19 protein-coding genes and 3 pseudogenes are annotated in these 24,387 nt (G+C 69.2%); 8 read left to right on the top strand and 14 right to left on the bottom strand.

Features of this window, described 5'->3' with window-relative positions:
• Nucleotides 1-666 precede the first annotated feature (666 nt).
• The 4 genes and pseudogenes from OO52_RS50300 (at nt 667) to OO52_RS54105 (ending at nt 7,427) form a co-directional block, all read left to right on the top strand.
• Nucleotides 667-1,494, top strand: a pseudogene (locus OO52_RS50300) (IS5 family transposase).
• A gap of 61 nt (nt 1,495-1,555) precedes the next feature.
• Nucleotides 1,556-2,603: pseudogene (locus tag OO52_RS54815) on the top strand (IS630 family transposase).
• 936 nt (nt 2,604-3,539) lie between these two features.
• Nucleotides 3,540-7,253 carry a S8 family peptidase gene (locus tag OO52_RS41040; RefSeq protein ID WP_030656863.1) on the top strand — a complete coding sequence of 1,238 codons (3,714 nt, stop codon included), beginning with the start codon at nt 3,540-3,542 and terminating at the stop codon, nt 7,251-7,253.
• Between the two features lie 39 nt (nt 7,254-7,292).
• A complete protein-coding gene (locus tag OO52_RS54105) occupies nt 7,293-7,427 on the top strand; it encodes a hypothetical protein (protein WP_267881583.1) in 135 nt (44 codons plus the stop codon).
• A 258-nt stretch (nt 7,428-7,685) separates the two neighbouring features.
• Here OO52_RS54105 and OO52_RS41035 read toward each other — a convergent pair whose 3' ends face one another.
• The 5 genes and pseudogenes from OO52_RS41035 to OO52_RS51830 form a co-directional block, all read right to left on the bottom strand.
• Entirely contained in the window at nt 7,686-8,204 is a 519-nt protein-coding gene (locus OO52_RS41035; protein ID WP_051819006.1) for a peptidylprolyl isomerase, read from the bottom strand.
• A gap of 288 nt (nt 8,205-8,492) precedes the next feature.
• Nucleotides 8,493-8,675 (bottom strand): hypothetical protein, encoded by a 183-nt coding sequence (locus OO52_RS41030; protein ID WP_078630121.1) that lies wholly within the window; start codon nt 8,673-8,675, stop codon nt 8,493-8,495.
• Between the two features lie 119 nt (nt 8,676-8,794).
• Nucleotides 8,795-8,872: pseudogene (locus OO52_RS54810) on the bottom strand (DUF6058 family natural product biosynthesis protein); the annotation flags it as partial.
• A gap of 506 nt (nt 8,873-9,378) precedes the next feature.
• The gene (locus OO52_RS41025) at nt 9,379-10,029 is read right to left on the bottom strand and encodes a peroxiredoxin-like family protein (protein ID WP_030656853.1); all 651 of its coding nucleotides are present in this window, start codon (nt 10,027-10,029) and stop codon (nt 9,379-9,381) included.
• A 113-nt stretch (nt 10,030-10,142) separates the two neighbouring features.
• Entirely contained in the window at nt 10,143-10,289 is a 147-nt protein-coding gene (locus OO52_RS51830; RefSeq protein ID WP_167347955.1) for a hypothetical protein, read from the bottom strand.
• Nucleotides 10,290-10,454: 165 nt separating this feature from the next.
• On the opposite strand from OO52_RS51830, the gene OO52_RS41020 reads away from it, so the two are divergent.
• On the top strand, nt 10,455-11,054 hold the full coding sequence (locus OO52_RS41020; protein WP_030656852.1) for a TetR/AcrR family transcriptional regulator: 600 nt from the start codon (nt 10,455-10,457) through the stop codon (nt 11,052-11,054).
• A gap of 19 nt (nt 11,055-11,073) precedes the next feature.
• Here the strand turns inward: OO52_RS41020 and mctP are convergent, their stop codons facing one another.
• Genes mctP through OO52_RS40995 form a run of 5 tightly spaced genes read right to left on the bottom strand, consistent with a single transcriptional unit; the run spans nt 11,074 to nt 18,430 of the window.
• Nucleotides 11,074-12,705 carry a monocarboxylate uptake permease MctP gene (gene mctP / locus OO52_RS41015; protein ID WP_030656850.1) on the bottom strand — a complete coding sequence of 544 codons (1,632 nt, stop codon included), beginning with the start codon at nt 12,703-12,705 and terminating at the stop codon, nt 11,074-11,076.
• Nucleotides 12,702-14,273: an MFS transporter gene (locus OO52_RS41010; protein WP_234339939.1), complete on the bottom strand. Its 1,572-nt coding sequence runs from the start codon at nt 14,271-14,273 to the stop codon at nt 12,702-12,704. Before OO52_RS41010 ends, mctP begins: the two co-directional genes overlap by 4 nt.
• Nucleotides 14,274-14,275: 2 nt before the next feature.
• Nucleotides 14,276-15,940 (bottom strand): histidine phosphatase family protein, encoded by a 1,665-nt coding sequence (locus tag OO52_RS41005; protein ID WP_030656843.1) that lies wholly within the window; start codon nt 15,938-15,940, stop codon nt 14,276-14,278.
• Nucleotides 15,940-17,991 carry an FAD/NAD(P)-binding protein gene (locus OO52_RS41000; protein ID WP_030656841.1) on the bottom strand — a complete coding sequence of 684 codons (2,052 nt, stop codon included), beginning with the start codon at nt 17,989-17,991 and terminating at the stop codon, nt 15,940-15,942. Before OO52_RS41000 ends, OO52_RS41005 begins: the two co-directional genes overlap by 1 nt.
• Before the next feature lie 28 nt (nt 17,992-18,019).
• Complete coding sequence (locus tag OO52_RS40995; protein WP_030656838.1) at nt 18,020-18,430, bottom strand: OsmC family protein; 411 nt, start codon at nt 18,428-18,430, stop codon at nt 18,020-18,022.
• Nucleotides 18,431-18,851: 421 nt separating this feature from the next.
• Between OO52_RS40995 and OO52_RS40990 the strand changes: the two genes are divergently transcribed.
• The gene (locus tag OO52_RS40990) at nt 18,852-20,201 is read left to right on the top strand and encodes an NB-ARC domain-containing protein (RefSeq protein ID WP_051819000.1); all 1,350 of its coding nucleotides are present in this window, start codon (nt 18,852-18,854) and stop codon (nt 20,199-20,201) included.
• A 544-nt stretch (nt 20,202-20,745) separates the two neighbouring features.
• Here OO52_RS40990 and OO52_RS40985 read toward each other — a convergent pair.
• Together OO52_RS40985 and OO52_RS40980 are read right to left on the bottom strand one after the other, a co-directional pair.
• Nucleotides 20,746-20,958: a hypothetical protein gene (locus OO52_RS40985; protein WP_030656836.1), complete on the bottom strand. Its 213-nt coding sequence runs from the start codon at nt 20,956-20,958 to the stop codon at nt 20,746-20,748.
• A gap of 146 nt (nt 20,959-21,104) precedes the next feature.
• Nucleotides 21,105-21,479 (bottom strand): hypothetical protein, encoded by a 375-nt coding sequence (locus OO52_RS40980; RefSeq protein ID WP_199820049.1) that lies wholly within the window; start codon nt 21,477-21,479, stop codon nt 21,105-21,107.
• A 364-nt stretch (nt 21,480-21,843) separates the two neighbouring features.
• Between OO52_RS40980 and OO52_RS40975 the strand changes: the two genes are divergently transcribed.
• Complete coding sequence (locus OO52_RS40975; RefSeq protein WP_051818998.1) at nt 21,844-22,308, top strand: hypothetical protein; 465 nt, start codon at nt 21,844-21,846, stop codon at nt 22,306-22,308.
• Nucleotides 22,309-22,415: 107 nt separating this feature from the next.
• On the opposite strand, the gene OO52_RS51825 is transcribed toward OO52_RS40975, so the two are convergent.
• Both OO52_RS51825 and OO52_RS51820 read right to left on the bottom strand, forming a co-directional pair.
• Nucleotides 22,416-22,679 carry a hypothetical protein gene (locus OO52_RS51825; RefSeq protein ID WP_199820048.1) on the bottom strand — a complete coding sequence of 88 codons (264 nt, stop codon included), beginning with the start codon at nt 22,677-22,679 and terminating at the stop codon, nt 22,416-22,418.
• Nucleotides 22,680-22,739: 60 nt separating this feature from the next.
• A complete protein-coding gene (locus tag OO52_RS51820) occupies nt 22,740-22,889 on the bottom strand; it encodes a helix-turn-helix domain-containing protein (protein ID WP_234339938.1) in 150 nt (49 codons plus the stop codon).
• A 538-nt stretch (nt 22,890-23,427) separates the two neighbouring features.
• On the opposite strand from OO52_RS51820, the gene OO52_RS40965 reads away from it, so the two are divergent.
• Nucleotides 23,428-24,363 (top strand): DUF5996 family protein, encoded by a 936-nt coding sequence (locus tag OO52_RS40965; protein ID WP_030656830.1) that lies wholly within the window; start codon nt 23,428-23,430, stop codon nt 24,361-24,363.
• Nucleotides 24,364-24,387 lie beyond the last annotated feature (24 nt).

The following is a 24,387-nucleotide window of genomic DNA, read 5'->3' as shown; positions in this document are numbered from 1 at the left end:
CTGCGGGACGGACGGGCAGCGGTCAGGTGCCGAACGGGCGGGACGGACGGGCCGCCAGGACGCCGCACAACTCGGCCTGCGGACGGCCACGGACCGGCGCAGCTCGGTGGGCGAAACGGCCGGGCCGCCGACGGGCGGCCAGAGACCAGACGCGGCCAGCCAGGGGCGCGGGCGGGGCCACGACGGCCGGACGACGGGGACCGGTGGGCGTGACAAGCGTGACGAGCCGGACGGGGCGGCGACGCGGGCGGCGCGGGGAGTACGGCGGAAGGCCCGGGCCCAGGACGGCCGGCCGGCGGGCGGGGGCCGATGACCCTGGAGCGGAGACCCATCCGGCCGCCGGCCCAGAGGGCCGGTGCGGCGGGTGGCCGGCCGCGGGACGGCACACGGGCGCAGCGGGAACGGGAGGACGGCAGGCACGGACAGCGGGCACGAGCGGGCCGCCGGTGGGACAGCCAGGCGGCAGGCAGGGGCTGGCGCGGATCTGCCGGAGGATCCCGCGAAAGCGTCCCCAGCGCCTCTGAGCGCTTTCGAGCGGGGCTTTGCAGCCCTGGCGCACACAAGGGGCCCGCGGGCACTGTGAAGGTCCCCAGAGGCCCCTTACACCGTGTCCTACGTGGTGAGGCGGTCGTTGACCTCGGTACGGCGCGGAGCGCGTGGAGTTGGATTGTTCCGGACGGGCCGTGGGAGATCACCAAGCCGCTGATCCCACCGTCAAAGACACGGCCGCAGGACGGCGGAACGCAGGACACGCCTGACGAGACGCTGTTCACCGCCATTATCTACGTGCTGGTCAGCGGCTGTGCCTGGCGTCAACTGCCGCCCCGCTTCGGCATATCGAAGTCGACCGCCCACCGCCGGTTCCTGATCTGGTCGAGAGCCGGCGTCTGAGGGCGGCTGCACGAAACCGTGCTGCACCGGCTCGACGACCCCGGCCTCGTCGACGCACCCGCGTCGACCTGGACACCGCCCACATCCGGACTAAAAAAGCGGCGAACACACAGGCCCGAGCCCCGTGGACCGGGCCAGGCCGGGTCCCAAGACGCACGACCTGTCGGACACGAACACACCACCCCTCCTCATCGGCGTCTCGGCTGACAACACCCACGACAGCGAAGAGCTCAAACCCATGATCGAGAGTCACCAACGAGACACGACCCCCACCACGGCCGCCACTCCAAGCCCCAGCACCTCCACGCAGACAAGACCCACGACCACGCCGACCTGCGGAAATGGCTACGTGGCAAACGCATCAGAGTGCCGATCACGCACAACGGCATCGAGTCCAGCGAACGATCGGGCCGCCGCCGGGTCATCGAACGCACGATGTCCCGGCTGTCCGACTACCGACATCCGAGCCCTCGCTACGAGCACGATCCCCGCAACCACCTGGCCATTCCCGGACTGACAGCCACCACTGACAACGCCTCAGGACTTGCGGGGCTCCGCCCCACACCGCGGCCCTCCAAGGCACCGCCACGGCACCGTTACTGACCTTCGAAGCGTGATGTCGGAAGAGGCTGGCGAAGGGTGATCCTCGCGGTATTACGGTTGTATGAGGTATCCGCAGGGTGGTGGGCTGACGCCTGAACGCCAGTTGTTTTCGTGAGCGGATCCGGATGGAGGCAGCCGAACGGTTCGCTGCTGGTGCCTCCAACGGGGAGGTCGCCAGGGACTTACGGGTCAGCGAACGCTCGGTGCAGCGGTGGCGCCGGGCCTGGCAGGAAGCTGGCTGCGAGGGGTTGCGGTCGGCGGGGCCGGTCTCCACGCCGAAGCTGAGCGACACGCTGTTCGCCGTGCTGGAGGTTGAGCTGGCCAAGGGCGGGGTTGCGCATGGCTGGCCGGACCAGACCTGGACTCTGGCCCGGATCAAGACGCTCATCGGGCGGCGGTTCCACAAGTCCTTCACGCTGTCGGGTGTCTCGCAGATGCTGCGACGTCACGGCTGGAGCCACCAGGTCCCGGCCCGACGCGCGGTCGAGCGGGACGAGGTCGCCGTGGCCGGCTGGGTGAAGGAGACCTGGCCGTCCGTGGAAGCACCGCGGCGGAGCTCGATGCCTACCTCGTGTTCGAGGACGAGGCCGGCTTCTCGATGACGCCGCCCACTGCCCGCACCTGGTCCCGCCGATGCCACACCCCGATTATCCGCGTCCGCGGACGCTCCCAGCGTCGCATCTCCATCGCGGCCCTGACCTGCTACAAGCCGGGTGAGCGCTCCCGGCTGATCTACCAGCCGCTCGTCCACCCGGACCACAAGACCGGAGGACGCCGCAGCTTCGCCTGGACCGACTACCGAGCCTGCTGACCGTCCCCTACCGCCAACTCGGCAAGCCGATCGTTCTGGTCTGGGACAACCTCAACGTCCACCGCGACCGCCGCATACGCGGGTTCATCGACGCCCAGGACTGGATCACCGTCCGGTCCAAGGGGTCTGGTCTCTCCTTCGCCGCCGCTGCCAGGCCAACACCGCCTTCACCGACCCCGCCCACCTGATGCGCGCCCTGAAGCGTGGCTTGCGAGAGGTCCAGTACCGGCCCGCCCTCATCGACGGGTGCCTCGTCGGCACCGGACTGGCCACGACCGGTCCAGATCGCTGCCTTTGATCAGCTCGGGCAGGTTCCGGGGGTCCGTCCAGCACCACCAGACTCGGCCTCGTCAGCCGCCCCCTCGTCTGTCGCCGCACGGATCCCTGCTTCTTCGCGGTGCCTTGGGCGAATGCTCAGCCGAAGCTGACGACCTGCGTATCCAGCACCGACAACGGTGACCACGGAGCCGACCGCTGGCCACTCTGTGGGGTCGAGATAGCCCTCAGCGATATCGACGCGGTCGACCACACCAATCTCCCCGGACGGAACCTGCACCCTGAGCCCGTAGTGCATGTGCTTGACCACTGTTCCGCTGGTCAGAGACCACCTCCGCAGTTGCTCAGGCATAGCCCCAGGTCTTCCAGGACTTCGGTGGGCAGAGCAGCTGATCGCCCGACATTACGTCTTCAGGCTCAGTAATGACCGCCAGACGACCGCCACGGCTCACGCTGGATGGCGGTCACCACCGCCTCGACGGCGGTCACGGGGACGGTCGCCGCGAGGCGTCAGCTTACCCAGGGTTCGGCTACGCGCGTAGATACCTCAGACGGCGGCACCCCTGTGCGAACGTGCGGAGGCCGTCCGAGACCTCAAAGCCTGACGGCAAAGCGCGACGCCACGACCACGTGGGGCTGTCGGCCCCCGTGGGAAGGCCCATCACCCGTCGATGACGTGAGGGCGCGGGCCCGCCGCACCTGGCGTCCGCCCCGGCGGAGGGCATGCGCCAAGCCGCCGACCTGGGATGCCCCACAGGCCCGTTGTTCCGTCCCTCACGCCGAATTCATGGGGCGGTCCGCCGCCGTCCCCCGGCCGCGCGGTGGCCGACGACGCCGCCTGCTCGCGGCGCAACTGTGCCACGGCGCAAGAGCGACATGTGCGACCCCTTGAACGACGGCGAGGGAGGCCACAGGATCCAGTGATCTTTCGCTCTTCGCCGCGTCTCAGGAGTCTTCTTTGCCCAAGGTTCCCATCCCCCGGCCCGGGCCGATCGCCCTCGCCGTGGCGGTCGCGCTCACACTCGGCGTCATACCGGCGACTGCCGCTGTGTCCGCGTACGCCGCCGGCGAGGTGTCGCACAAGGACGCCGGACACCGAACCCCCGGCGATGCCGGCACGCACACCGTCACCCTGATCACGGGTGACAAGGTCACCATCGGGACCGCCGCCGACGGCACCGTCGTGCGCTCCTTCCAGGCCGCGAGCGGAGCCACCACCGGCTTCCACCGCGTTGTCGTGGACGGCGCCACCTATGTCTACCCCGACGCCGCCCTGCCGTACGTGAGCGCCGGCAAACTCGACAAGCAGCTCTTCAACGTTACGCGGCTGATCACCGAGGGCTATGACGACGCGCACAGCTCCCGGCTGCCGCTGATCGTGCGCTACACCGGAGCTGCCGCCAAGGCCCGCACCCGGACGAAGATGGCCGGCTCGACCGACGTCCGCCGCCTGGACAGCATCCAGGGCGCGGCCCTCGCCCAGAACCACAAGCAGGCACCGGAGTTCTGGTCGTCGCTCACCGGGGGTTCCGGCGCGGCGGCCCGGTCCGCGAAGCCGTCCTTCGCGGGCGGCGTCGCCAACGTGTGGCTCGACGGTAAGGTAAAGGCCGACCTGGCCGACTCCACCGCCCAGATCGGCGCGCAGAAGGTATGGGCGGAGGGCGACACCGGCCAGGGCGTGAAGGTCGCGATGCTCGACAGCGGCGCGGACACCGAACACCCGGACCTGGTCGGGCAGGTGTCCGACAGCGCCAGCTTCGTCCCCGGCGAGGACGACATCGCCGACTACAACGGCCACGGCACGCACGTCGCCTCGACCATCGTCGGCACGGGCAGTGCCTCCGGCGGCAAGGAGAGGGGTGTCGCCTCCGGCGCCCGGCTGGCCGTCGGCAAGGTGCTCAACTCCGAGGGCAGCGGTCAGGAATCCTGGATCATCGCGGGCATGGAGTGGGCCGCCCGTGACCAGAAGGCCAGGATCATCAGCATGAGTCTGGGCGGCGGCGGTGACAAGACTGACCCGATGAGCCAGGCCGTCGACGAACTCAGCCACGACACGGGCGCGTTGTTCGTGATCGCGGCGGGCAACGGCGGCCCGCACTCCATCAGCAGCCCCGGTGCCGCGGACTCCGCGCTGACCGTCGGCGCCGTCGACTCCACCGACACGCTCGCCGACTTCTCCAGCCAGGGCCCGCGTGACGGCGACGGCGGGCTGAAGCCGGAGATCACCGCGCCCGGCGTCGACATCGTCGCGGCGCGCTCGCACTACAAGCGCGGCTCCGGCTACTACACCACGATGAGCGGCACGTCGATGGCGACACCGCACGTCGCCGGTGCCGCCGCGCTCCTCGCCTCCGAGCACCCCGACTGGACGGGCACCCAGCTCAAGGAGGCGCTGGTCAGCAGCGCCAAGGCAACCACGGCGTACACCCCGTACCAGGCGGGCGCCGGCCGGCTCGACGCGCTGGCGGCCGTGCACACCACGGTCTTCGCCACCACGACCGTCTACTCCGGCTTCCACACGTGGCCCCCGAAGCCCGGAGAGACTGACGTCCAGACGGTGACGTACACCAACGTCGGCGACGCCCCGGCCAGCCTCAGCCTGGCGGTCGACGGCACCGTCCCAGCCGGGTTGTTCAGCCTCTCTGAGGACCATGTCACCGTGCCCGCGCACGGCACCGCCGCGGTCACGCTGACCGCGGCTCTGGACAAGCTGGCGGGCGACCAGTCGGTCAGCGCCATGATCACCGGTACGGACGGCGCTGGGACGGTCCGCGCCCGGACCCTGATCGGCGCGGCCCGCGAGGGCCAGCGGCAGAATCTGACCGTGGTGGCCAAGGACCGTTCGGGCAAGCCGCTGGAGGGCCGGGTCGTCCTGACCGCCGAGCACCTCTTCACGGTGATGGACCTCGACGCGTCCGGCACCGGCACGGCGCGGCTGCCCGTCGGCAGCTACAGCGGCTGGCTCACCGGTGACGTGCAGGGCGCCGAAGGCCCGCACTCACGCGGCATGGTGCTGCTCGCCTTCAACGACGTGAAGCTGGACCAGGACCGTACCGTCCCCCTGGACGGCCGCAAGGCACGCCGGATCCTGGCGCGCGTGCCGCAGCAGACCACCGCCGTCGCGCCGCGCCTGGATGCCCACCGGTCCTTCACCGACAGCCTGGTGGAGACGTCGATGTTGCCGGACTCGTCGTACGACAGCATCTGGGCGCTCCCGACCGACAAGAAGGTCACCGACGGCGAGTTCGAGACCGGCGCCCGCTTCCGCCTCGAACAGCCTGCGCTGACTGTGAGCACGAAGTCGACGACCTTCAACGACCCGCTGGTCAAGCGCGCTGCCACGCCGCTGCCCGCCGGTACCCGGAACCTGACGGCGGTCTTCGCCGGTGACGGCACGGCCGAGGAGCTCGCGCGGCAGAACGTGCGCGGCAAGGCCGTCGTGGTGCGCGGCGCCGGCACGGCAGGGATCAAGGCCCAGGCGGAGGTCGCCGCGGCCGCCGGCGCCCGGCTGCTGCTGGTCGTCAACGACGGCGTCGGCCGCATGGAGCCCTGGGACGAGAACCCCTGGAGCCCAAAGAGCCCGGCCCCGGTGACGGTGGCGACGCTCAACGCCGACCAGGGCGCCGACCTGCTCGGCCGACTCCGGCACGGCACGGTCTCGCTGAAGGTCACCTCGCACCCCACGACCGACTACGTCTACGACGTCGTGCACCACTGGACGGGTGCCGTTCCGGCGGACCCGACCTGGCGTGAGGAGTCCAAGGATCTCGGCCGGGTGGACGTCTCCTTCCGGAACTACCGGCAGGGCAAGGCGATGGAGTTCCGCCCGGACGTCTGGCGCGGCTGGGCCGTCGGCAACCAGCTCACCGCGCCCGCCCAGGGCGAGCGCACCGACTGGGTCACCGCCGGCACCACGTGGCTGGACGACGCCTTCATCCAGGGCGAGACCGGGCAGCACTCGATCGAGCCGCTGACCTACCCGGCGCGCAAGACCGGCAAGGTCAGCTGGTTCGGCCCGATCCAGCGGCCCCGCATGGGGCCGATCAACTACCAGCCGGTGCGCTACCTCGACACCATGTACATCACCGCGCCCGGCTGGGGTGACTCGGGGTCCGGCCACGTCGGCGAGGCCGGCGCGAACTTCGACGTCAAGGACTGGATGTCGCTCTACCAGGGCGACCAGCAGCTCGACTGGGGCAACGCCGAGTACCTTCAGGTTCCCGGCCTCGGCGCCGAGCGCCTGCCCTACCGGCTGGTCCTCGACAACGACCGCGGCACCTGGGCCAACCCGTACTCGACGCACACGCTGACCGAGTGGAACTTCACCTCCGCGGTCACCGGCAGCGATGCGGCGGTGTCCCTGCCGCTCATCCAGCTCGACTACGGCGTGGACACCGACAAGTCCGGCCGTGCCGACCGGCACGCCGGCCTGACAGTGACCGCCTCGCACCTGCCAGGCACCACCACCACCATCGGGAAACCGACCGTCGAGGTGTCGTACGACGACGGTGCGACCTGGCAGCGGACCGACCTGAGCCGGCGCGACGAAGGATGGCAGACGAACCTGCGCGCGCCGCGGTCCGCCGACTTCGTCACCCTCCGGGTCGGCGCCCGGGACAGCGCGGGCAACACCGTCTCGCAGACGATCACCCGGGCCTTCGGCCTGCGCTGACGTCACCCCCCCCCGGGAGGTCACCCGGGACAGCACCGCGTGGGTGGGACCGCAGCCGGCGGCCCCGCCCACGCGGCGGGCCGCAACCAGGCGATGCACTGGGAGGAGGACAACCCCAACCCAGGCGTGGTGGAGTGCTTCGAGAAGCTCGCGGAACGAGTTCGCCGACTTTGAGCGCGATCTCCTCGGCTCGGGCGAGGAGTGACCGAACACTCCTCAGGCCGCCCTGCGGGCCAGCTCCTCCACTCGGCCCTGGGCGGCCTTCGCACTTCGGGGGGCGGGCGGGAGCGCCTTGTGCCGGTGACCCGCCCGAGGAGGGGGCTGATGAACCCAGCGGGCTGCACGGGAGCGACACCGATGTCCACGAGGACCGTGTCTGCCGCGGCGAAGCCGCCTGACGCGCTGGGGCGCCAAGCAGCACGGTGGCCTGGTCTACTGCCGGAAGACTTCTACCCGCTGCAGCACGACGTCCGAGTTGGGGCGGTCCTGCGTGGTGGGAACGTTGGCGATCGCGTGGACGACGTCCTGGCCACTGACGACCTGGCCGAAGATGGTGTGCTTGCGGTTCAGGTGGGGGGCCGGTCCCTCGGTGATGTACCACTGGGAGCCGTTGGTTGCGGGGCCGGAGTTGGCCATGGCCAGCACGCCGGCGCTCCTGTGGTGAAGTTCGGGGTGGAACTCGTCGGGGAACGTATAGCCGGGACCGCCTGTTCCCCAGCGTGAGGCCGTGTCCTTCGTGCGGGTGAGGGGGTCTCCACCCTGGATCATGAAGCCGGGGATGACCCGGTGGAAAAGCGTGCCGTCGTACAGCGGCGTGCCCTTCATCGACTCACCCGAGACAGGATCGTTCCAGTCGATGGTGCCCGTCGCCAGGCCGACGAAGTTCTTGACCGTGCTGGGGGCCCGGTATTCCTCGAGGCGGACCACGATCTCGCCGAGAGAGGTGGTCATGCGGGCATGGAGCTGTCCGCTTCCAGGCACGTCGATGCTGGGGAATTCCACAGTCGCAGGTCCTTCCGGGTCAGGTGGGCAGCATGCCCACGGCGTGCGTGCCGGCGATACCCACGAGATGCGGGCATCGCTGTGTTGAACGGTACCCGCAAGATCAACGAGATGGCGGTGCCGTATGTCGCCGCCACCCAGCCCCGCCTTACGCGAACTGGCGGGGCCGGCCCGGCAGCCGGGTTCTCAGGGCGGGCGCTGCCGGTGCCCGGCCGGCAGCGGCACGGTGGTCGCGGTTCAGGAGAAGACGACGGAGCGCAGGAGCAGGCGATCGGATGCGCCTGTGCCTGGGGGCAGGGTGTAGTAAGTGTCGCCTTGGCAGTCGGTGTTGAGGAAGGCAGTGGCGGTGGCGTCCGTGCGGTTCTTGGGTGCCCGGCCGGCCGAGCCTGGTTCGGTGCAGCGGCTGTGAACGCTCCCCACCTCATCGCCCTCGTTCGCGCCGGGGCTCGCTTCGAACGCGGCCACCTCGTCGAACGTCCCGAAGTCCGCGCGGCATGCACGACCCAACCGATCCGCAGAATGCCACCCACGGCTCCGGGTCACGGGCGCGGGAAGCGGGCGCGCATGGCGTCGATGCAGGTGTCCTGGGACGTGGGTCCGCCGAACCGAAGGCGATCGAGTCAGGCAGTCTGGCGTGTGCCACATCTGGATCGGCAGCCCCACCCCAACGCAGACGTTCTCCGGACCGGGAACCGCCTTGCAGTCCGGACACAGTTCGCCTTCCGTCTCCGCGAAACCTTCCCCCTAGATGCCCCCTCGCCTGGAAAATCACGGGCCTGCCACGGGCGATCACCGGCTGACCAGCGTTTCGCCGTACGGCGTCCAGTTTGATGACCGCGCGGTATGGCCATCACCGGGGGTGATCGTCCAAGGTGGGGTGATGAGTGACAAGTACCCCTTCGAGATCACTGACGAGATGCGCCAGGCCGCGCGGAGGTCATCGAGATCACCCCGAACCTGACCGACCCGCGGCTGTCCTTCCTCACCAACTGACGGGTGCGGGAAGCACACTCGTGAATCTCTCACTCGCCTCCGATGGCCGGCCCTGCTGCGGCTGGGCCGCCGCCGCACCGGAGCGCCTCCACCATCACGACACCAAGTGGCGCTCTGGTCGGCTGTCGTGTCAGGCCAGCGCGTCGAGGGCGGCGAGAATGTCGGCCGGCTCGGCGCGGGTGGTGTAGTCGGCGTTGACGAAGGCCCAGCGGATCACGCCGTCGCGGTCGATGACGTAGGTGGCGGGCAGTGGGAGGGTGCGCGGGTGGCCGTCGTTGACGCGCTGGAGGTCGAAGCCGAGCTCGTCGTAGACGGCGGCGAGGTCGTCGGGGAGGTCGAAGGCGAGGCCGTACTGCTTGGCGGTGTCGGAGCCGATGTCGCTGAGGACGTCGAAGGCGAGGTCGTGCTTCTCGGTGAGAGTGAGGGACTCGTCGGGGATCTGCGGGGAGACGGCTACCAGGTGGGCGCCGCGGGCGGTGATCGCCTCGTGGTGCTGTTGGAGGGAGCGCAGGGCGATGTTGCAGTACGGGCACCAGGCGCCGCGGTAGAAGGTCAGCACGACCGGGCCGTCGACGAGCAGGTCGTCCAGGGCCAGGGTCTGGCCGGTCGCGGAGGGGAGGCTGAAGCGCGGGGCCTGGGCGCCGACGGTCAGGGCGCGCTCCGCCTGGCCGGAGTCGGCGAGTTCCTGGCCGGCCCGCTGCATGATCTGCCGGATCTCGTCGGGGATCTGCTGCTGGCGGGCTTCGTAGAAGGTACGCAGTTCGGCGTTGAGAGCGGTCATGGGGCTCGTTCCTCCGGGACGGTGACTGGGGCGGGGCCAATCAATCTTGAAATGACCGTTCCAAGATAAGGGCGTGCGTGGTCCCGCGCCAGTCATGCGGAGGTACCGGTGCGTCAGAGGCTGGTGAACGGGCGGTGGTCGGCCAGGGCCAGAGCCTTGACGAAGGCAGCGAGATGGACGGCGCGGCGGGCGAGGTAGCGGCGGAGGCGGGGGGTCTGTGACCCGTATGCGGCCGCCCAGAGGGCTGGTATGCGATTCATGGGGGCATGGTCGCGGCGCGCGGCACTCCTGGGGCGGATCGTGGACGAAGCTGGACGCCTTCGCGCTGCTGGGGGGCCTGTCCCGCTCTGTACCTGTCGGCACCTTTGCGGAGGACTGAACTGGGAGTATCTTGGAATTCTCATTTCAGGATGGTGGGGTGAAACATGCCGGACATCAAGCACTTCGATCCGGACGCCACCCTGGAGACCGTGGTGCGGCTGTTCTGGCGCCAGGGCGTGGCCTCGACCGGGATTCAGGACGTGGTGACCGCGACCGGGCTCAACCGCTCCAGCCTGTACGCCACGTTCGGCGGCAAGCAGGAGCTCTATCTCGCCGCGCTGCGTCGCTACCTGGAGCAGCGGTCCCAGCCGATGTTCCGGCGCCTCGCAGAGGACGAGCGGGGCCTGCCCGCCGTCTCCGAGTTCTTCGGCGGCCTGATCGAGGCCCGCTGCTCGGGCGAGTACGCCCGGTGGGGCTGCATGGTCTCCAACGCGCACGCCGGGGCCGAGAACAGCGACCCCGAGGTACGCGCCGTCCTGGACCAGCACCACCAGGAACTGCGTGATGCGATGTACGCCGCCCTCGTCACCGCCGACGGCCGAGGGCAGCTGTCCCCCGGTGCCGATCCGGGCGCTTCCGCCGATCTGCTGGCGCTGCTCGCCTACGGCGTCAACCTGCGCTCGCGCGCCGGTGCCGACGCCGCGACCCTGCGCACGACGGTGACCGCCGCCCTGGACTCGATCGGAGTCCGGGCGGCGGCCTAGAGGTGCGTGGATCTGGCTCTCAACTGGGGTTGGGTGCAGGAGAAGTGCCCGGACGCAGGGTGGGGGCCGCCGTCGCTGCCGCTTCTGCTGCATCCGCCGTGTAGTCAGCGGGCGATGTGACGTCGATGCCCTCAGAGGCCTTCGCCGCCTTCAGAGCGAAGGTCAGGACCACCGTCACGGCCACGTTCAGGACGAACGCGGTCAGGCCGATCTCGCCGATGCCCGGGATCTCCTTCGCCGAGCCGCCGAAGTGCTGCTGGGTCGGCGAGGCGACGCCGTACGCGGCGAGGGTGCCGTAGATCATGCCGGCCGCCCAGCCGGCGAGCAGTGCCCAGCGGTGGAACCAGCGGGTGAACAGGCCGCCGACCAGGGCCGGGAAGGTCTGCAGGATCCAGATTCCGCCGAGCAGCTGGAAGTTGATGGCCACCGTCTTGTCCATGGTCAGCACGAAGACCAGCGCGCCCACCTTCACCAGCAGGGAGACCAGCTTGGAGACCTTGGTCTCCTGCTTCGCCGTGGCGTCCGGCTTGATGAAGTCCCTATAGATGTTGCGGGTGAAGAGGTTCGCCGCCGCGATCGACATGATCGCCGCCGGCACCAGCGCGCCGATGCCGATCGCAGCGAACGCCACCCCCGCGAACCAGGACGGGAACATGTCCTCGAACAGCTGCGGGATCGCCAGCTGCCCGTTGGTGACCTTGACCCCGGCCGCGATCGCCATGAAGCCCAGCAGGGCGAGCAGGCCCAGCATGAGGGTGTAGAGGGGCATCACCGTCGTGCTGCGTCGAATCACGTCGCGGCTACGGGAGGACAGCGTCGCCGTGACCGAGTGCGGGTACATGAACATGGCCATCGCGGAGCCGAGCGCCAACGTCGCGTACGTCCATTGCGCGTTGGGGGCGCTGACCAGGGCGCCGCGCGGCTTGCCGGTCGCGGGGTCGGTCTGGCTGTACGCCTGGCTGGCCTTGGCGAAGATGTCGTCGAAGCCTCCCAGCTTGATCGGGATGTAGATGATCGCGACGACGATGACCAGGTAGATCAGCGTGTCCTTGACGAAGGCGATCATGGCGGGGGCGCGCAGGCCCGAGGAGTAGGTGTACGCGGCCAGCACGCCGAAGGCGATCAGCAGCGGCAGGTCCTTGATGAACCAGTTGGTGTTCTCGCCACCGCCGACGCCCAGCACGTCCAGCACGGCCTGGATGCCGACGAGCTGGAGCGCGATGTACGGCATCGTGGCCAGGATGCCGGTAAAGGCGACGGCGAGCGACAAACCCTTCGAGCCGAAGCGGCCACGGACGAAGTCGGCGGTGGTGACGTACCCGTGGCGGTGGCACACGGACCACAGGCGAGGCAGGAAGGTGAAGATCAGGGGATAGACGAGGATGGTGTAGGGCACCGCGAAGAAGCCGGCCGCCCCCGCCGCGTAGATCGCCGCGGGTACGGCGACGAACGTGTAGGCGGTGTAGACGTCGCCGCCGAGCAGGAACCAGGTGATCCAGGTGCCGAACGAGCGGCCGCCCAGGCCCCATTCGTCGAGGGTATGTTCGTCGCCGGCCTTGCGCCAGCGGGCGGCCAGGAAGCCCATGACGGTGACGGCCAGGAAGAAGAGAGCGAAGACGGCGAGGGCGACGCCGTTGACACCGCCGGTCATGTCGCCGCACCTCCCTTGCCCGGCAGGTGCGTTGTCGCCGTGACGCGTGCGGCGACGGCCTCGCTGCTGACCAGTTCGTCGAGTTCGGCGTCCAGCGGGCTGGTGCCTTCGAGACTGTGGGCGGCGGCCTGAGGGTTGCTGCCGCGGACGGCGACGGCGAGTCCTGCCAGTGCCATGGGGAGCGCCACGAACACTGCGGCGGTGCGGATACCTCCGGGTGCCGAGAGGATCAGTGCGATCAGGGGTGGGCCGAAGGCTCCGCCGGACTTGCCGATCGCCGCGGCCCATCCGCCGGCGGTGCCCCGGATGGCCATGGGGTAGATCTCGGCCGTGTAGGGGCCGATGAGCGCGATCACACCGGCGGTGCCGGCGAACAGCAGCATCACGGTGGCCAGCAGGACGGGCCGACTGCCGTCCAGGCCGATGGCTGCCAGCGTCAGCAGGGCCGCGACGGTGAGGGCCGCGTAGACGACCATGGTGCCCCTGGCCGACCAGCGCATGTACAGCCAGGCGCCGAGCGCGCAGGTGGGGATGGCAAGCAGCGAGGAGATGAACAGCAACGTGGCGGCGGACATGCCGTGCCGGCCTGCGGACTCCAGCTGGCTGGGCAGGAAGGTGATGAAGCCCCAGTAGACCACGCCCCAGGCCAGCGCGTAGGCGCTGACCACCAGCGTCTTGGCTGTCTGCGGGCGCTTGAACAGGGCGGAGGCGGGGACTTTCACGGTGCGCGTCTGGCGGGCCGTGAAGGCGGCCGATTCGGGAATCCAGCGGTTCAGCGCGATCAGGATCAGCACCAGCGGGAGCTGGGCGAACCAGGTGACGCGCCAGCCGGCCAGCGGGATGAGGACGGCGGCCAGGCCGGAGGCGGCCATGTAGCCGCCGGTGGTGGTCAGGCCGGCCTGGAGGACCATGATGGCCGCGCGCCGGCCGGGCGGCAGACTCTCGGTCATCAGGGCGTAGACGACGGGCAGCATGCCGCCGGCCGCCATGCCCATCAGGGCGCACATGAGGAGCGTGCCGCCGAAGGTCGGCATGGCACCGCACACGGTGGTGCCGAGGAAGAGCAGGGAGGCGATGAGGATCGTGGCCCGCCGGCCGATGCGGTCCGCCGCGCGTCCCCAGATGAGCGATCCGAGCACGGTGCCGGTCAGGGCGACCGTGGGCAGCCACGAGACCTCGGCGGCGCTGAGGCCGTATTCGGCCCGCAGGCCGGGCGAGATGAACGCCAGGGTGGCGGGCTTCATCTGGTCCACCAGCAGGGCGAAGCTGAGGATGGCGATGAGGCGGCGCCGGCTCGCCGCCGTGGCGGCCCCCGCATCCGGAGCAGGGGTGGGAGCGGCGGTGCGGGACGGGACGACCGCGATGCCGGAGAGCACCACGCCGACCACGATGGCGGCCATGGCCGCCCACATCATTCCTGGTGACATGTCCATCATGGACATGTGGAAGTGCATGGACGCGGAGTCGATGAACATCCACAGGTGCTCGGCGACGCCGGCGCAGGTGAGGGCGACACCGGTCCAGAACAGTAACGGCCGGGGTATCAGCGAAGCGGGTGGCGCGGACAAGGTCAACTCCTCGCGGAAAGCTGGGCGTCGGGGTCGTCAAGGACGCCGACAGAGGCGGCGGCGTGCTGCTCGGCCGCCGGGCGGTCTTTGAGGCCGAGCACGGTGGGCCAGCGCACGTCGTCGGGGGCGACGACGAGGTAGCGGGCGTAGAAGCTGTCGAAGAAGGACAGGACGAACATCGGCAGCAGCGTCCAGATCGCCACCTGCTCCAGCGGCTGATTGCCGGTCAGCGCAGCGATGATGACCACCACGAACACGTTCGGGTAGGTCATGGCGGTGTAGTCGTCGAGTGTCTGGACGTGGCGCCGGCGCTTGAGGAGGGCCGCGACCAGGCGCAGGCCGACGGCGATACCCATGGCGGTGGGCGCATAGGCGGTGAAGCCGTGCAGGTCGAGCTTGAGGCACACCAGCACGATGAACGCGGTCAGCAGCAGCACGGCCACGTACCCGTTGCGCTCACCGTATTTGGCCGTGCGGATCGGAGAGCGTTCCCGCAGGCGTTTGACCAGGACGTAGACCGCGGTGACGACGCCGGTGGAAGTGGCCGCGCTGATGGCGATGGCCGGGGCGACGTCCTCGTGCAAGGTCAGCGCCAGGACGGTCGAGAACGAGAAGGTCGCGGCCAGCGAGGAGAGCAGGACCTGCGCGAACGTCGGCATGATCATCCCGCCGAGGCAGCGGCTGACGGTCATCGCCACCACCGAGCTGGGGGTGGCGAGGAACACCGCGGCGATCGCCGCCGTACTCGTACTTCCCGCGTCCGACCAGCGCACCAGGGCCGCGAAGACGACCGGCAGGGCGAGGTGGCGCAGGGCGACCGAGCGGAGCGTGCCGCGGTCGGTGACGAACGTGCGCGCGTTCTCCAGCTCGATGCGGCACATGGTGATGACGCTGGCCAGCACCAGGAGCATCAGCAGCACATACGGCGATGCGGACAGGCGCAGGCCCGCGAGGTTGGTCAGCAGGCCGGCGGCCAGGCCGGCGCAGAAGACCACGGGATGGTTGACGACGATCCAGTCGTAGACCATGTTCATGGCCTTGTTCTCGTTCTTGACGTAGCTGTGGATGCGGTCGCCCTGCAGCATCTGGGAGTTGGGCAGGCGTAGGTCGTAGGACTCGTCGGCCGGACGGGCGAGGATGAACCTGCAGATCAGCTCGACGACGTACTTGTGGGAGACCACGCAGACCACTTCGCCGCGGCGCAGCGCGGGCAGCAGCTCGTGCTCGTAGAAGGCGTGCACGCGGTCCTTGAACTGCTGGAACGCCTCTCCGCCGTGCATGGTGGGGCTGTCGGCGTTCATGGCCCGCTCGTACTCGGCGATCCCGTGGCGGCGCTGGAGGATGGACTTGCTCTCCAGCGTGTAGCTGCCGAAGTCGCGCTCCATCAGCCGCTCGTCGACCACGACCTCGGGAGCATCCGCGGTAGTGGCGTCGAGACGGAAGATGGTGTCGGCGGTCTCGTAGGCGCGGGTCAGTGGGGAGACGAACACGCGGTCGAAGTGCTGGCCGCGGTGGCCCTTGGCGACCTTCTCGGCCTGGATCCGGCCGAGGAAGGTCAGGGGGGCGTCGCGCTGTCCGGCGATGCGGTGGACGGAATTGCAGGTCGATTCGCCGTGCCGGACCATGAACAGCCGGCTCAGCAGCTCCTGCTCGGTGCGCTCGGTCATCACGCGCCCTTCGTCGGGGCGTGCTTGACCTGCCCGGCGTACTGGGAGTCCCAGCCCGCCAGCTTGGTGATGTCGCACAGGTTGTGCACTGCGTGCTTCTGCACGAGCGTGGCCAGCAGGGAGACGGTCCGTCGGGCCTGCTGGGCGGTGAGACCGAACTCGCGGGCCAGGGCGGCGCCGAAGTCCGCGAGGTCGTTGTCCAGGATGGTGCGGTACTTGCGGCGCTCGGTGCGGTCCTGGGCTTGCAAGTAGTTGACGGCGTTGGGGTAGGCGCTGTCGCGGGCGTAGTCCTGCAGGCGCTTACGCAGGCGGGTGGCCTGCGGTTCCTCGGTGGCGAGGTCGGCGGCGATCCAGTCGCTGCTGCGGATCAGGCAGTGGTGGATGCCGTCGGGAATGTCCATCTGCTCCTCGTCGCTGGCGTATTCGAGGCGGCGCAGCACCTCCATGGCCGTGTCGAAGCACTGGTTGCGCAGGGTGCCGATGCTGAACACGAACGCGCCGAGCCGGCCGCGGCGGGTGGTCTCGTCGCCCTGGCGCATCGGGCCGACGCCGAACAGGCCCGCTGCCACCTCGCCATCCACGGCGATGAGCTGGCCGTGGGTGCCGACCTCGATGCCCCGGTGGGTCTTGGTCTGCGGCTGCGCGTAGCCGTGCGCGTTGACCAGGCCGTGCCACAGGGGGTGGTCGGTGCGCTCGTAGTCGGTGTTGTTTCCCAGGCAGTTGACGACCCGGTCGACGACGATGTCCGGCTGGTCGGCGAAGACCACTCGGATCTTCGTGCCGTCCTCGACGGGGCGCATGTCCTGGATGCCGGCGGACAGCAAGTCGATGGTCTTCGGGGCGCCGTTGTATCCGCGCATCCGGCTGCGCACGACGCCGCCGATCTCCCGCACGGTGCTGGTGCGGTTGGTGACGATCAGGCTCTTGTACTTGTCGAGCAGCATCCGCACGTCGCGGGCGTCCATGCGGGAGACCAGCTCGATGACGTACGGCTCCCACGCCTTCATGACCCGCTCGGGGAAGACGGCCTCGAGCGCGCTGCCCGGCTCCACGCCGTGCTGGTCGCGCAGGTACGCGTACTCCGCCTTGATCCCCTCCACCACCGCCGCGGGGGTGAGGTCCTTGGCGTCGAGGAAGGGCGGGCGGCGGGCCTGCCAGATGTCGTGCTCGTGGTCGACAGGGTAGGTGCCGTGCATGTGGCCGCCGCGCGAGCAGATCAGGATCTGTCCCTTGTGGCCGGCGTGGATGAGGGAGATCACCGTGTCGAAGGCCGACAGCGCGGAGCCCGTGACGAGGACGCTCTCCTCGGCGCCGACCTCCTGGAACCAGTCCTGCGCGCCGGGGGCGTAGGGGTCGGCGAGGAAGCGGTCGCAGTCCTTGATGCGGTGGTAGAAGGGAGCCTGCACCGGCGAGAGGTGACCGGTCGCCAGGATCACCTGGTCCGACGGCAGATCGTGCACACCGCCCTGGTCCGAGGCGTCGGCGTACTTGACGACATAGCCCTCGCCCCGCCGGTGTACGTCGATGACCTCACCGGAAAGCTCCCGCAGGGTCACCTCGGCGTGGGCGTCGGCGGCCGCGTCGCGTAGCCGCTCGGCCAGGTACTGCCGGAAAATCCGCCGCGGCACGACGCAGGCCACACCGAAGGTGTGGTACCGCCACTTCTGCGGCCACTCGGAGCGGTCCGCCTCCTCGTTGGCCCACTCCAGGAAGTCCTCCGGGCGCTCGCGGCGCAGGGTGATACGGCCGGCCTGGATGTTGAGCATGTGCTCCCAGTTGGTGGATGCCTGGCCGAAGGCGATACCGCCGTAGCGGTAGCCCTCCTCCCGCTCTATCAGGCATATCTCCAACGGCGCATCGGCGAAGTGGAGCAGCCGGATGGCGGTGAGGGTGCCCGAGAAGCCCGCGCCGACGATCGTGACGCGCCGCGTGCCGGGACCTGCACTGCCTATGGAGTCGTGCTGCATGCCGCTCTGGCGCATGGCCACGTCCGCCATGCCACGCTCTTCCTGGCCCGGGGCGTCCTGCATCATGGTGTGCTGCGTTTCCACGTCTTGTCTCCTTCGGTGGGGGGAAGCGTCAGTGCCACTCGTGGGTGAAGCGGACCGTTATGGCGTCGCGGATCGAGTTGTGGACGATGCAGCCCCGCTCGGCCTTGAGCAGGGGCTTGGAAATCAGGTCTTGAAGGGCGGCGGGCGCCGACACCTGCACAGTGATCTCGCAGAAGCGGGTCGGCGCGGTCACGAGGCTTCCGTCGACCTGGAAGGTGATCTCGGAGGCGTCGGCCTGCGGGTTCTCGGCCTTCAGGGCGGCGAGGAAGGTGCTCACGTAGCACCCACCGAGGGCCAGAAGCAGCAACTCCCCGCCCATGGGGCCGGCGTCGGTGCCCTCCTTCTCCTTGGGCCGGTCGATGGTGAGCGTGTGGTCTCTGGCCCGACCCACGACGACGCTGCCGCCGACGGGGCGTAGGGATACACCGATTTCGGGCATGGCGATGCACGGACTCCTGTCCTGGAAGGAAATAGGCACCTGGGCTGGTGTCGGTGGCGAGTGGGATTCTCGGGTGCCAGTGAGCGGGGACGGGCCTCAGCATCAGGACGGAATGTGGGCTTCCGGAATGATCGTGGATGATCCTGGATGCTCCGTGGCCAAAGGTCAACCCTCGGATATCGCTTGACAGCCGAACCCCCAAGTCGTCTAACTTGAAACGAGCGTTCCAAGTTGTGGTGGCCAGGTGTCCCAGGGGGAGGATGTTCGTGCCGCAGGTACTGGATCCAGGAAAGGCCCGCACGATCGACGAGTTCATCGCGGAGCTGCGGCTGCTCAAAGCGTGGGCGGGCAACCCGTCGATCACCGAGATCACTCGGCGTATCCACCGGGACTGGCAGCGGGCAGGACGCCCGCGAGGCGAATGGCCGGCCCGCTCGACGGTGGGCAACTGCTTCCCAACTGCTTCCAGCGTGGCCGTCGCCGCCCCAACTCCGACCTTCTGCTGGCAGTGGTCCAGGCACTCGTCGGCGCCGACGAAGCCATCCTCTCCGTCTGGCGGCAGTCGCTGCGAGCCGTCCTCGGCGAGGCCGAGGCCGCGGCACGAGTCAGCGCCTACGACCGGCTGCCCACGGCCCCGTCCATGTTCGTCGGCAGGACTGATCTGGTGGCGCAGGCAGAGGACTTACTGGCCGGCGGCCGGGACGTGCCGGCGCTCGCGCTCGAGGGCATGCCCGGGGTGGGCAAGACGTCGCTGGCCCTGTACCTCGCCCACCGGCTGCTCGCCGAGGAACGCACCGACGCACCCGTCTTGTTCGCGAACCTCCGTGGCTCTGCATCACAGGGTCCGCCCGCCGACCCGGCCGCTGTCCTGGAGACCTTCCTCCGCCTGCTCGGCACCACCGGCGACCGCATCCCGTACGACCTCGACGCACGCGCCGCTCTCTACCGGCAACAGCTGGCCGGAACCGGAGCGCTGATCGTCCTGGACGACGCGGCCGACGCGGAACAACTGCGGCCCCTGCTGCCCGGAATCCGAGGATGCCGCACGCTGATCACCAGCCGTTGCGCACTGACCGGCCTCGGTGACACCACGCGCCTGTCACTACAGCCACTCGCCTTGGACGACGCTGTCGAACTATTGCGGGTGACCGCGGGAGCCGACCGCATCGCCCCGGACATCCCGGCCATAAAGCAGATCACGGACCTGCTGGGCCACCTCCCGCTGGCGCTGTCGGTCATAGGCCGCCACATGCGGAACCATCCCACCTGGGCGCTGGACGACTACTACCGCGAGCCCCTGATCAGCCTGGCCCTGGAGGACGGCGTACGGACCGCGCTGTCCACCTCCGACGCACGGCTGCCGAAGAGCGCCCAACGGCTGCTGCGCCTGCTGGCCCTCCATCCACCTCAGAAGATCGACACCGCCACGGCCGCCGCGCTCCTGGACGAACCACGCGCCGCTGCCGAGCAGCATCTCACCACCCTGACGGCAGCGCACCTGATCGAGCGCACCACGGCCGGCCGCTTCCGTCTCCACCCCCTCGTCCACGCCTACGCGGAGGAACGTATCTGCATCGACGAACCGGCCACCCGCATCCGACAGGCCCTGGGCCGCCTGCTGGAACACGGCCGCAGCCGCGATGCCGCGGTACGACTGGAAACCCGGGCCCTCCGCACACTCCGCCTGCCCATACCCCGGCAGCACGCCGAAGCGGACGAAGAGTCCAGGCCGCTGCAGCAGCCGCACTCAGGGCGGGTACTCGCAGCCTGATGAGCCACACCGCCGGGCACCGAACCGCAGTTGACCACACCACCAATAAGGTGGGGGATGGCCGCGATGACAGCGTCGTGTTGGTGGGCGGGCACGGTCTCGCGCAGGAACTGCGACGCGCGCACCGGCCGCCCCTGGCCAAGTGGGACGGTGCGCGCACCAAATCGATCTCCCCCACCCGCAGCCGCATGCTCAAGACGATCCGCCAGCCGAGTAGTCGGCGCGGGCCTCTACCGGTCGTCGGGCCAGGTGGCCAGCACCTCGGTGGTCTCCTCGCTGGTGAGGCTAACGCGAGCATCGGGCATGCTCCCGTACTCGCCGACCCGGCGGCGGAACGTGTCCCGCGCTACTTCCTCCGTGGGTCCACCAGTCGAGCAGCGCAGCCCGGACGACGGCGCCGTCGAGGGTGTGGAGGGTGAAGCGGTGGCGTACGGCGGCGGGGGCCGGCCAGGGCGTCCCGCGTCTGCTCATGCGGAACGCCCTGCTTGATGAGCCAGTCCTCAGGCGTGTGTACCGATCTTCGACGTGGCGGGATCGGAGCGCATCATCGGCGGCGGGCTCGGGTTACACCGATGCCGGCTCCGACGACGAGCAGCACGGGCAGCGGTGCCAACCATGCTTGCCTGGCCGACGAACCAGTTACGGTCATCACGATGCCGATCAGCAGGTAGACAGCGAGGAACGCTGCGATCAAGGTGCCCCACGGATGACCGCGAGTACCGTCTTCGATGTTCTCGATCCTGCGGCCGATCCCCATACTGACCTCCTAATGGCACGTGAGCCTGGACAAGAGCTCGCCTGAGATGTCAGGAAAGCCAGGCTTCGACGCTTTTACTCGTGAGATAACCTGCGGCGAAACATCCCGCTGTCGACACAAACCCGGTCTCTGGCCCGGTCGCCGCCTCACAGACGGCACCTACCACGTACCCTGCAGCGAGGCTGGCAGACGAGCGAGCAGCTGCTGTGACATTGCCTGAGAACAGGTCCTGCCCAATAGGCGTTGAGGAGGCTGCCGAGCGCGAGGTGCATCGTCGCGCGGGTGGTCTCGTACCGGACGACCACATCCTCACCTTGGCGGCCGGCCTCCTGCATGTCGAGTGCGGCCTCGCCGAGCCGGTCGTGCATGCCCCAGCTGACGTGCACGTGGTCGTTGAAGACCGTAACGAGCAGGCCGCCCTCGGAGTCGTCCTCGTGGTCGGGTGGCACCGGCGTGAAGCCGGCGCTCTCCAGGTCGAAGCGCACCCGGGCCGCGAGGGCTTCGAGTTCTGTCAGAGCCATCCCAGCTCCTTCTCCGAGTCGACGAAGCTGGCGCCTTCCCCGGCGGTCTGACGGGTCGCCACCCGTTCCGCGTCGTTCTTGGGGCCGGGTAACTGAGCCGAAGCACGATGGTTGTCACCAGGGGAGCCAGAAAATCCGGTGTACACGACAGGTCAGAGCAGCCCGGTTGTCACAGACGAGGCACGCGGCTCGTCACACGTGCTCATTCGGCTGTCCTTCTGTCACCAGTAGCGGAGGTCGAAAGCCTCTGGCTCCCCGAGGCGATTCCATGCGGCGACACCACACCACAACCCCGGCCTGCTCCTGTGCGTCCCACTACTGAGCGCCGACCAGGAGCCAACCCCCCAGGGACGGGACGCGAGCCATGCGAAAGTACGTGATCGTCCAGCACATCACACGGTTCTTCTGGCTTCCGTCGGGCATGAGGCGACAGCCACCCTGGCCCCTGTGGCGACTGGCAGGGCTCTGGCTGTTCGTGCTCGCCTGCGGAGCCGGCCTCACCGCGATCGACTGGGACGACGAATTCGACGGCAGCCACCTTATGGCGCTGCTGCTCCTCTTCAACGTCGTCGACGACATCTTCCAAGGGCTACGGCACCGCTGGTTGGCCGCCCTGGCCGCGGTGACGCTTCTATGGGGCGCCAGCCGGCTCACCAGCACCGCCCTGCCTGGCTCCCTCGACGAGGTCTGGGCGCAGACCATCGCCGCCGCCGTCGGTGTCACGTTCGGGTTGACAGCGAGCGCCGCGATCACACGGATTCCCGAGCGCCGACCACGCCAGCCCGTCAAGAGCCACAACCCCGAGCCCGGCGGGGAATCTTCGCGGTAGAGGGCCATCCCCTCGCCGAACTGGTGACAACAGGCCTGGCTGTGTGACAACTACCGCGCTTCGGCTCACGAATATATGGTTTATAGCAGGCCCTGAATTCGACCGTGTCAGAACCGGAAATCTATGGACTCGACGTGCGTGAAATCCGCGCGCAGGCCATCGGCCCGGGTGCCCCATTCCGTGAAATACGACTCGGTGATGGCCTCAGCGACGACCGGATGCAGATCCTCCTCCGTCGCTCCGGCCTCCTGGAGCTCCGGGATCCGCCTCGCGTAGGTGGGCGAGATCGGGGTGGTGATGGTGCGGATGCGGCCGTCGTCCGAGCTGCCCGAGCACGTGAATCCGAAGTACGCCGTCACCTCCACCCTCATCCCGCTGGACGTGGAAGCCTGCTCCCGAGCCTGCGCTCTGACCTGCGGTTGCCACTCGGATTAGGTCTCCTCCACCAGGGCGGCCTGGAGCCGCTTCTGCGGGGTCGCCAGCTTCCCGGCGCGGTAGCGCTCCACCGTCCGGCGCGAGACGCCCAGGCGCTCCGCCAGGGCCTTGGTCGACCCCTTCGCTCGCGTGAGGAGGAATTTCACCTGAGCCTTTGCGGATTCGGCGCAGGCCGGGTGAAGAACCCTCCGCTCCGCCCACGTGAGGGCCTCCAGGACCCTGCCGCGGCGTGGTCGGCTGCTGCTGCTCGTGTTCGCTCATGCCTCCCAAGGACCACGGATCACCTGTGGACAGATTCCGGGCGTTGCGATGCCAAGGGGGAGGAACCGCCTGTGAAGAGGCTCTTTAGTTGGCACAAAAGCGGGATAGTTGGCACCAAGATCGCTCTGCTCCGGAAACCGCAGTGAGGAAACGATAGGTGGAACCTGGCCACGCATGTTGGAACCAGGGCCCTTGGCTTCGGGGGAGCTGGGTGTCACTGGCGTCGGGTTGGGTGAGCCCGTGGCTGTCGATGACGTGGTCCGCCAGTTTCCCGCCGTTGGCCGGGCGACGGCGGGACCTGGGTGGCGGCCCGTGCGGCGGCTGGGGTGGACCGCTCCCTCGGCGGCGTGCGGGATGTCCCCGGCGGGGTCATGATGAGACGGCCCGGCCGCCGCGGGAGCGCCGGGCGGGAAGGGGCAGGTGATGGAGCTGTTCCCGCCGACGCCGCTGCCGGAGTGGCGGGACACGAAGGAGACGCTGCACCGCTTCGCGCAGATTGTCGGCAAGATCCGCTTGGCCGCGAGCGCTCGGCGCAACCACTGGTGGAATGTCCCGTTCCATGTCACTGGGCGCGGCATCACCACCCGTCCGATGGGTCAGGTCGACGGGAATCCGATCTTCACGGTCGACTTCGACTTCGTCGACCACCGGCTCGCCGTCATGACGCTGGACGGCGAAGAGCGGTCCTTTCCGCTTCCGGGCCAGTCCGTCGCGTCCTTCTACGACCAGACCCTGGCCACTCTGGCCGCGCTGGGCGTCCGGGTGGACATCGCTATTCCCAGGCCCTTCGATCTACCCGACGCCGACCGGCCGTTCACCGAGGACACCGAGCACGCGACCTACGACCCGGTAGCCGCAAACCGCTACTGGCGGGTGCTGAGCCAGGTGGCGTCCGTGCTGGAGGAGTTCGCGGCGGGCTTCTCGGGAAAGGCCAGCCCGGTGCACCACTTCTGGCACACCTTCGACATCGCCCACAGCCGGTTCTCCGGGCGCCGGGTCGACCAGCCCAGGCAGGCCGACCCCGTCACCCGGGAGGCGTACTCCTCGGAAGTGATCAGCTTCGGCTTCTGGTTCGGCGACGACACTTTTGCCGAGCCCGCGTTCTACTCGTACACCGCCCCCGAGCCCGCCGGTCTGGCCCAAGCGCCGCTCAGCCCGGCGTCCGCGCAGTGGGTCGCGCGCGGCGACAGCCACCTGGCTGTGCTGCGCTACGACGCGGCCCGCGCCGAGGCGGATCCACGTGCCGCCGTGCTCGCCTTCTACGCAAGCGCCTACCAGGCCGGGGCCCAACGTGCCGGATGGGACATCGCGGCGCTTGCGTGCCCCGGCGGAATCACGGACCCGGTCCGTCGCATCTGACGAATTCGGTCAGCAGTGCAGCGC

The organism is Streptomyces flaveolus (assembly GCF_000716535.1).
Taxonomy (GTDB): domain Bacteria; phylum Actinomycetota; class Actinomycetes; order Streptomycetales; family Streptomycetaceae; genus Streptomyces; species Streptomyces flaveolus_A.
The sequence above is the reverse complement of the archived record's forward strand: the minus strand, read 5'-3'. Positions and strand labels throughout refer to the sequence as shown.

What these genes read in the sequence shown, in the direction of transcription:
- mctP (WP_030656850.1), bottom strand. Translation starts at nt 12,705, where the DNA reads ATGACCGGCGGTGTCAACGGCGTCGCCCTCGCCGTCTTCGCTCTCTTC.
- OO52_RS41035 (WP_051819006.1), bottom strand. Translation starts at nt 8,204, where the DNA reads ATGACCACCTCTCTCGGCGAGATCGTGGTCCGCCTCGAGGAATACCGG.
- OO52_RS40990 (WP_051819000.1), top strand. Translation starts at nt 18,852, where the DNA reads ATGGCCGGCCCGCTCGACGGTGGGCAACTGCTTCCCAACTGCTTCCAG.
- OO52_RS40980 (WP_199820049.1), bottom strand. Translation starts at nt 21,479, where the DNA reads ATGGCTCTGACAGAACTCGAAGCCCTCGCGGCCCGGGTGCGCTTCGAC.
- OO52_RS41020 (WP_030656852.1), top strand. Translation starts at nt 10,455, where the DNA reads ATGCCGGACATCAAGCACTTCGATCCGGACGCCACCCTGGAGACCGTG.
- OO52_RS41005 (WP_030656843.1), bottom strand. Translation starts at nt 15,940, where the DNA reads ATGACCGAGCGCACCGAGCAGGAGCTGCTGAGCCGGCTGTTCATGGTC.
- OO52_RS40965 (WP_030656830.1), top strand. Translation starts at nt 23,428, where the DNA reads ATGGAGCTGTTCCCGCCGACGCCGCTGCCGGAGTGGCGGGACACGAAG.
- OO52_RS41025 (WP_030656853.1), bottom strand. Translation starts at nt 10,029, where the DNA reads ATGACCGCTCTCAACGCCGAACTGCGTACCTTCTACGAAGCCCGCCAG.
- OO52_RS40975 (WP_051818998.1), top strand. Translation starts at nt 21,844, where the DNA reads ATGCGAAAGTACGTGATCGTCCAGCACATCACACGGTTCTTCTGGCTT.
- OO52_RS51830 (WP_167347955.1), bottom strand. Translation starts at nt 10,289, where the DNA reads ATGAATCGCATACCAGCCCTCTGGGCGGCCGCATACGGGTCACAGACC.
- OO52_RS40985 (WP_030656836.1), bottom strand. Translation starts at nt 20,958, where the DNA reads ATGGGGATCGGCCGCAGGATCGAGAACATCGAAGACGGTACTCGCGGT.
- OO52_RS51825 (WP_199820048.1), bottom strand. Translation starts at nt 22,679, where the DNA reads ATGAGGGTGGAGGTGACGGCGTACTTCGGATTCACGTGCTCGGGCAGC.
- OO52_RS40995 (WP_030656838.1), bottom strand. Translation starts at nt 18,430, where the DNA reads ATGCCCGAAATCGGTGTATCCCTACGCCCCGTCGGCGGCAGCGTCGTC.